Origin of the sequence: Nocardia tenerifensis NBRC 101015 (genome assembly GCF_000308715.1) — a bacterium.
Taxonomy (GTDB): Bacteria; Actinomycetota; Actinomycetes; order Mycobacteriales; family Mycobacteriaceae; genus Nocardia; species Nocardia tenerifensis.
Genome location: NZ_BAGH01000161.1, coordinates 21,171 through 27,489, shown reverse-complemented (window position 1 = coordinate 27,489; position 6,319 = coordinate 21,171). Strand labels below are relative to the sequence as shown.

At 68.2% G+C, this 6,319-nt stretch carries 8 protein-coding genes; 1 reads left to right on the top strand and 7 read right to left on the bottom strand.

Going from position 1 to position 6,319, the window contains the following annotated elements; all coding sequences use genetic code 11:
- Nucleotides 1–335: 335 nt before the first annotated feature.
- Both tyrS and ON39_RS13105 read right to left on the bottom strand, forming a co-directional pair.
- A complete protein-coding gene (gene tyrS / locus ON39_RS13110) occupies nt 336–1,613 on the bottom strand; it encodes a tyrosine--tRNA ligase (protein ID WP_040734090.1) in 1,278 nt (425 codons plus the stop codon).
- Nucleotides 1,614–1,715: 102 nt separating this feature from the next.
- Nucleotides 1,716–2,351, bottom strand: coding sequence for a TetR/AcrR family transcriptional regulator C-terminal domain-containing protein (locus ON39_RS13105; RefSeq protein WP_040734087.1), 636 nt, complete (start codon nt 2,349–2,351; stop codon nt 1,716–1,718).
- A 92-nt stretch (nt 2,352–2,443) separates the two neighbouring features.
- Here ON39_RS13105 and ON39_RS13100 point away from each other — a divergent pair, with 92 nt between their 5' ends.
- Nucleotides 2,444–2,770, top strand: coding sequence for a hypothetical protein (locus ON39_RS13100; protein ID WP_040734086.1), 327 nt, complete (start codon nt 2,444–2,446; stop codon nt 2,768–2,770).
- A gap of 69 nt (nt 2,771–2,839) precedes the next feature.
- On the opposite strand, the gene ON39_RS13095 is transcribed toward ON39_RS13100, so the two are convergent.
- The 5 genes from ON39_RS13095 to ON39_RS13075 all read right to left on the bottom strand — a co-directional run bounded on the left by ON39_RS13095 (nt 2,840) and on the right by ON39_RS13075 (nt 6,301).
- Nucleotides 2,840–3,259: a DoxX family protein gene (locus ON39_RS13095; protein WP_040734108.1), complete on the bottom strand. Its 420-nt coding sequence runs from the start codon at nt 3,257–3,259 to the stop codon at nt 2,840–2,842.
- A 93-nt stretch (nt 3,260–3,352) separates the two neighbouring features.
- The gene (locus tag ON39_RS13090; protein WP_063713339.1) at nt 3,353–3,979 is read right to left on the bottom strand and encodes a DNA-3-methyladenine glycosylase; all 627 of its coding nucleotides are present in this window, start codon (nt 3,977–3,979) and stop codon (nt 3,353–3,355) included.
- 12 nt (nt 3,980–3,991) lie between these two features.
- On the bottom strand, nt 3,992–4,276 hold the full coding sequence (locus ON39_RS13085; protein ID WP_040734085.1) for a DUF3761 domain-containing protein: 285 nt from the start codon (nt 4,274–4,276) through the stop codon (nt 3,992–3,994).
- A gap of 108 nt (nt 4,277–4,384) precedes the next feature.
- Entirely contained in the window at nt 4,385–5,533 is a 1,149-nt protein-coding gene (locus ON39_RS13080) for a low temperature requirement protein A (protein WP_040734082.1), read from the bottom strand.
- A gap of 78 nt (nt 5,534–5,611) precedes the next feature.
- Nucleotides 5,612–6,301: an NAD(P)-dependent oxidoreductase gene (locus ON39_RS13075; RefSeq protein ID WP_040734080.1), complete on the bottom strand. Its 690-nt coding sequence runs from the start codon at nt 6,299–6,301 to the stop codon at nt 5,612–5,614.
- Between the last annotated feature and the right edge of the window lie 18 nt (nt 6,302–6,319).

The window sequence follows — 6,319 nt, the reverse complement described above, 5'->3', positions numbered from 1 at the left end:
TTCGTCCCCGGCGCTAACCGGATCTTCCGTGAGGCAACTGTTCCAGCCTAAACCGCGATTCCCACAGAGTCAAGTCCGTGTGATCACCCTAGGCTTCTTGCTGATGGCCAGGCGCTCTCGTCCTACCTCGTTTCCCGGTCCCTCCGCTCAGCGTTTCCGCTGGGCTTCTCGGCTCCGGGTCGGTGTCCGTGTCGCTCTGACTTGAACTAAGTTACGCGGCGGAGAACGCCACGTCAAATCCGCTGCTCGCGCCCGCGTTTCCGCAGGTCAGAGCGGCGGATCCGACCCTCGCGGCGGCCTGAATTACAAAGATGTGACTCAGACCACCGCGATCTTCATGCGCCTGCCCGCAATACGCCGGCGAGGTTCTTCTTCCCGCGCCGCAGCACGAGCCAGCGTCCGTGCAGGTAGTCGCCGTCGGCAGGCGTCCATTCCAGATCCGACACGCGTTCGTTGTTCACCGACGCGCCGCCTTCGTTCACCGCTCGCCGCGCGGCGCCGCGGCTGTCGCACAGCCCGGTCGCGACGAGCAGATCGACGATCGTGCTCGGCTGCCCCTCGGCCAACTCGGCGACGGCGGCCTCACGCAGCGCGGCCCCGAGCGTCGGCTCGTCGAGTTCACGCAGGTCGCCGCGGCCGAACAGCGCCTGACTCGCCAATTGCACGGCACGGGTGTTCGCCTCGCCGTGCACCAGTGTGGTCATCTCCGCGGCCAGTCTGCGCTGCGCCTCTCGCGCGTGCGGCCGCTCGGCCGTGGCCGTCTCGAGCTCAGCCAGTTCCTCACGGGAGAGGAAGGTGAACCAGCGCAGGTACCGCAGCACATCGGCGTCGGCTGTGTTCACGAAGTACTGGTACCAGGCGTACGGGCTGGTCATCTCCGGATCGAGCCACAGGCTGCCGCCGCCGGTGGACTTGCCGAACTTCTTGCCGTCGGCGGAGGTCACCAGCGGAACGGTGAGCGCGTGCACCGAGGCGCCGTCGACTCGCCGGTTCAGCTCGACGCCCGCGATGATGTTGCCCCACTGATCGGAGCCGCCGACCTGCAGCGTGCAATCGTAGGCGCGACGCAACTGCAGGTAGTCGTTGGCCTGCAGCAGCATGTAGCTGAACTCGGTGTAGGAGATGCCCTCGCCGTCGAGGCGTCGCTTGATGGTGTCGCGCGCCAGCATGACGTTCACCGAGAAGTGCTTGCCGATGTCGCGCAGGAAGTCGACGGCGGACAGCTGCTGAGTCCACTCCATATTGTTGGCGATCACCGCGCCGGTGTTCGGGTCGTCCAGGTCGACGAACCGTTCCAGCTGCGAGCGGATGCGCTCGGCCCACTGCTCGACGGTGTCGGAGGAGTTCATGGTGCGCTCGCCGACGTCGCGCGGGTCGCCGATGAGCCCGGTGGCGCCGCCGGCCAGCACGATCGGCCGGTTGCCCGCGCGCTGCAAACGCTTGAGCGCGAGCAGCGGAACCAGGTGTCCGGCGTGCAGGCTGGGTCCGGTGGGGTCGAAGCCGGCATAGACGGTCAACCGTCCCGCGTCCAGGGCCGCGCGCAGCGCGTCCAGGTCGGTGGATTGCGCGATCAGTCCGCGCCAGGTCAATTCGTCGATGATGTCGCCGCTCACGGTGTCCCATCTTTCCGCACGGGTAGTAGGTGGCTCGAGTGCACCTCAGTGTGTCGGCGTTATCCGCCGCAGGTCGAGCGATTTAGGCCGGGTCTCGAAGGCCTATGTGGCCTCGGCGAAGCCGCGGACGAGGATGTCGACGGTCGTGGCGAAGCGCGACTCGAAGTCCAGGCCCGCGCCGGTCGCCAGCGATTCGGCGAGCAAGGGGTACGCGTCCGCGTCGGTCTGCCCGGCGTCGGCGTCCTCGTGACCTGGTGTGGTTCCGGCTTCGGCGAGGGTGTGGCCGATGACGAAGGTCATCACGGCGTTGACGATGTCCATCGCCCGGCCGAGCGATACGCCCTGTCCGCACATCACCGACAGGCCCGACTCGAGGATGCGGTAGGCGCCGGGTGAGTTGACGGGCCTGGTCGCGAGGATGGCGAGGGTGGCCGGGTGGACGAGCAGTGTCGCCCGTAGTCCGTGCGCCATGGCGGTGATGGCCTCGGGCCAGGGCTGGTCGTCGGCGGGCAGCAACTCCCCCATCGACTGCTCGAGCAGTCGCTCGACCATGCCGTCCAGCAGCGCGGCCTTGCTCGGCACGTAGTGATAGAGGCTCATGCCGTCGACGCCCATCGCCGCGCCCAGCTTGCGCGTCGACAGGGCCGTAAGCCCGTGCTCGCCGACGAACGCGATCGCCGCGTCCAAGATCTTTTCCCTGGTGAGCCCGGCGCGCGGGCGGGACCTTCGATCAGCCACGCAGCCATCCTGCCAGATCTTTCTTGCACTGCAAGAAAACGGCGGCTACGGTTTATCTTGCACTGCAAGATAAACCGGAAAGGCCCTCGAAGATGCTGATCGCAGCCCTGTCCCGCCGCCTCAACGACGGCGTCGACTACGCCACCTTCCGCAAGGCGTGGCTCCCCGACGAGATCGTCCCCGGCGACCCGCGCACCAAAGTCTTCAGCGCGTTGAACGTCGAGGACCCGCGCGAACTGTTCACCGTCGCCCTCATCGAGAACGCCGACCCCGCCGACATCCCCGCCTGGATGGCGCGCCTCACCCCGATCGAGGAACGCCGCTACGAACGCATCCGGCACCTGGTGAGCGAACCGACCTTGAACGCCGTGTACCAGGTGATCGCGGAAGACGATCTCTCCCAGCCGATTACGGAGTGAGACTGCCCCGCAACGCGGCAAGACGATCGGCGGACCCGGGTCCGCCGATCGTCTGCGTTATCGAATTGTTCAGCGGGACAGCATCTCTCGCACCGCGATGATGGTGTCGCGCCGCTCGTAGGCGATCCAGGCGAACACCACGGCCAGCACCAGCGGGAAGGGCGACATGGCGGGCGCGTCCAGCAGGAAGGCCTGGGTGGCGGCGGCGAGCACCATGGTGATGGACAGGCCCGCCGCGGCCAGCCCGCTGAGCCGCGGTACCAGCAGGCCGATGCCGCCGGAGAGCTCGACGATGCCGGTGAAGTAGCGGAACCAGTCGCCCCAGCCGATGTCGTCGAACGACTGCACCGCCGTCTCCTGACCGAACAGCTTCGGCAGGGCCGAGGCGATGATGAAGAAGAGGCCGAGCAGGATCTGCAGGGTCCACAGCACGCGGTTCAGCGTCTTGCCGGGGCGGGCTTCGGCGGCGGGGGCGGGGATGGCGGTCATCGTTTCTTCCTTCAGGTCGGTCGCGCCGGGTAGCGCGTTCACCTGATAGGACGTGGCCCGTCGGCGAAACTCATCGGCCGCCGCTCGAGAATTTCAGGAAGCCTCGGCGCGCGGCGCCCGTGGACTGCGGCGGTAGGTGGAGACCGCGGGCGACGACGGCAGCCAGAACCGCCACGGCAGATCCGCCGCGGTGCTCACGCCGACGCGGGGGCCGCTGGCGATCTCCTTCGCGGCGAGGGCGTCGCCGAGCTCCAGCCGGATCGGGGAGTCGGGTTCGAAGAGCGGAGTTCCGTAGTCGCTCAACGTGATTCCCAGCGCGCTGCCGAGATTGCCCGGTCCCTTCGCCAAGTCGACGTCGGTGCGCGCGGTGGGGCGGCGCGCGCGGGCCTCGTCCAGGCCAGCCACCACCTCGCCGGACCTGATCAGCGCCGCGCTGGCGATGCCGTCCGGGCCGCTCGTCACGTTGATACAGGTGTGCATGCCGTAGCTCAGGTACACGTACAGCATTCCGGCCGGGCCGAACATCACGGCGTTGCGTTTGGTCGGCCCGCGCCCGGAATGCGACGCGGGATCCGGCCACGGCCCGGCGGGGTCACCGCCGTAGGCCTCGACCTCGACGATCCGCACGCCGACGGCTCCGGACCACAGCGTGGCTCCCAGCAATCGGCGGGCGGCGACGGGCGGTTCGACGGCTAGTTCCTCGGCACACACAGCCGCCATTGTCCAAGACGGCTAACTCGGCAGATCCACCAGCCACTCGGCGACGCCCTTGTGCCCGGAGCAGCTGCCGCTGCGATGCCGGCTGTAGCTGTAGGCGCCGTCCACGCACCGCGCGGTCGCGCCGACGGGCGGGGTGACCGCCTCGCGCGGGCGCGGCACACAGCGCTGGTCGATGTTCTCGTACTGACCCGACGGACAGGCAGCGTGCAGGATCGGCGTCGCCGAGGCGGGGGCGGATATCAGGGCGGCGATGCCGGCGACGGCGGCGAACGCGGCGAGCAGAGCTCTCGTTCTCATAGTGTAAATCCTTGTGACAGAACAGCATTCGGTGAGTCGACGAGCAGTGTCCCACCGGTCGCAATAACCTATCGCGCGCCGTCGGCGCCCCGGTATCGGTCGTACGATCTACACATACGAGCTGTGCTGACCGCTGCGCAGGGTGATCAGGTCGTCGCCGATGACGGCGGCGTAGCCGACGGCGACGAGCGCGGCCAGCTGCGCCCACGACACCCACACCACGCCGATGGGGATGGTCGCGGCGACGGCGAGAGCCGCGAGCAGCCGCATCCACGGCCGCGGCAAACCCAGTGCCAGACGGAAGAAGAACTGCGCGAGGAAATACAGCGCGACACCGCCGGAGAGCGCGGCCGCGGCGGCCACGCCGACCGATTCGTTGCCGTGCCCGATGCTCATCTGGATGCCGGCCGAGGTGACGATGACACCGATGAGCAGCGGATACAGCGAGTATCCGTAGGCGAGCACCGCGGGTCGCGAGCGCTCGCGCTCCGGGACGGCGGCGAGCGCGTGCTCGCCGCGTTCGTCGTCGAAGCCGAAGAAGGCCCACCACAGCACGTAGGCGAGACACAGCGCGAGTGACACCGTGATGATCAGCTGCGGCGTGATCTTCACCCCGGCCAGGCCGACGCCGATGGCGACGATGGACTCACCGATGGCGACGATGACGACCAAGCCGTGCCGCTCGCAGAAGTGGCTCGCGCGCACCACGAAGTCGCCGGTGTCGACCAGGTAGGGGCTGATCACCTGGACCGCGAAACCCAGTCCCCAGCACACGTATTGCGCTCCGCCATGCACCAATCCGCCCGCGAGCACGAAGGCGGCCGCGAGGGCGTTGAACGGGCCGATGCGTGTGATGGCGCGTCGCGCGGAGGATCCGCCGCCGGAGATGAACAGCGCGGCGTGCACGGCGGTCACCAGGGCGTAGCCGATGCCGAAGGCCAGGCCCGTGCCGTGGAAGGCGTCGGAGATGGCCAGCGCGAGCACGAAGAAGGAGAACATGCCGACCAGGAGCCAGGTGCGCCTGCTCGAGCTGTTCGGCGCGACCTCGTTGGTCAGCCAGACGTACCCGCTGTACATCCACCAGATGATGCCGAAGAGCAGCGCGACCTGGCCGAGCGCCTGCCACCCCGGATGGTGGGTGAACACGTGGGTGAGCTGGGTGATGGTAAAGACGAAGACGAGGTCGAAGAACAGCTCCAGCGTCGAAGCCCGTAGCTGTCCACCCTCCGCGGACGCCACCGCACTCTCGTTGATCACCGCTGGAGCCTAGATCGCGGGAGGCTCCGGGCAAAGCGGACGGGCTGGTCGGTTATCGAGCCCGGCCCCGGGAGTGGGTCATCCCAGTGCTTCCGTGCGGATCAACTGGAGCAGGCTCGGGTTGTCGGTCGTCGTGACGACGCTGACGATCTTGCGCACGAACGTGGCGTCCTCGGCCAGCCGGAGCAGGGCGGCCGCCAAGTCGACGCGGGCGGTGTAGCGCTTGTCCGCGCGACCCTCGACCATCGTGTACTCGGTGACGGCGGGCAGCGCGTACAGGCCACCCGAGCGGATGATGGTCCAGTCGAGATCCGTTGCGGTGAGCACGGATTCCATTCTCCGCAGGTCGTCGTACTGCGTTTTACCCAGGACGCGCGCGATGTAGGGCTGCAGCACGCGATTGAACAGGAAGCCCGCGCCGGGGTACGGGTGCGGGTCGACGGCGCTCGACGAGACCACGGCGATCCGCCGAATATCGTTGCGGCACATGGCGGCGACCATATTGGCGACGCCTACGGAGTAGGTGTCGATCGGCTCCTTGCCGAAGGGCACGCCGAGCGCCGACAGCACCGCGTCGGCGCCGGCCACGGCGGTCTCGACCGAATCCGCCTGGCGCACATCGCCGCCGAAGACGGTCAGCCGGTCGTGCCGGATCGGGAACTGGTCCGGCCGACGCGTGACGGCGACCACGTCGTGACCGGCGGCGAGTGCTTGGCCGGTCAGCAATCGCCCGGTGAGGCCGTTGGCTCCGAAGACAGTGAGTCGCATGGGGTGGTCTCCTCGTGG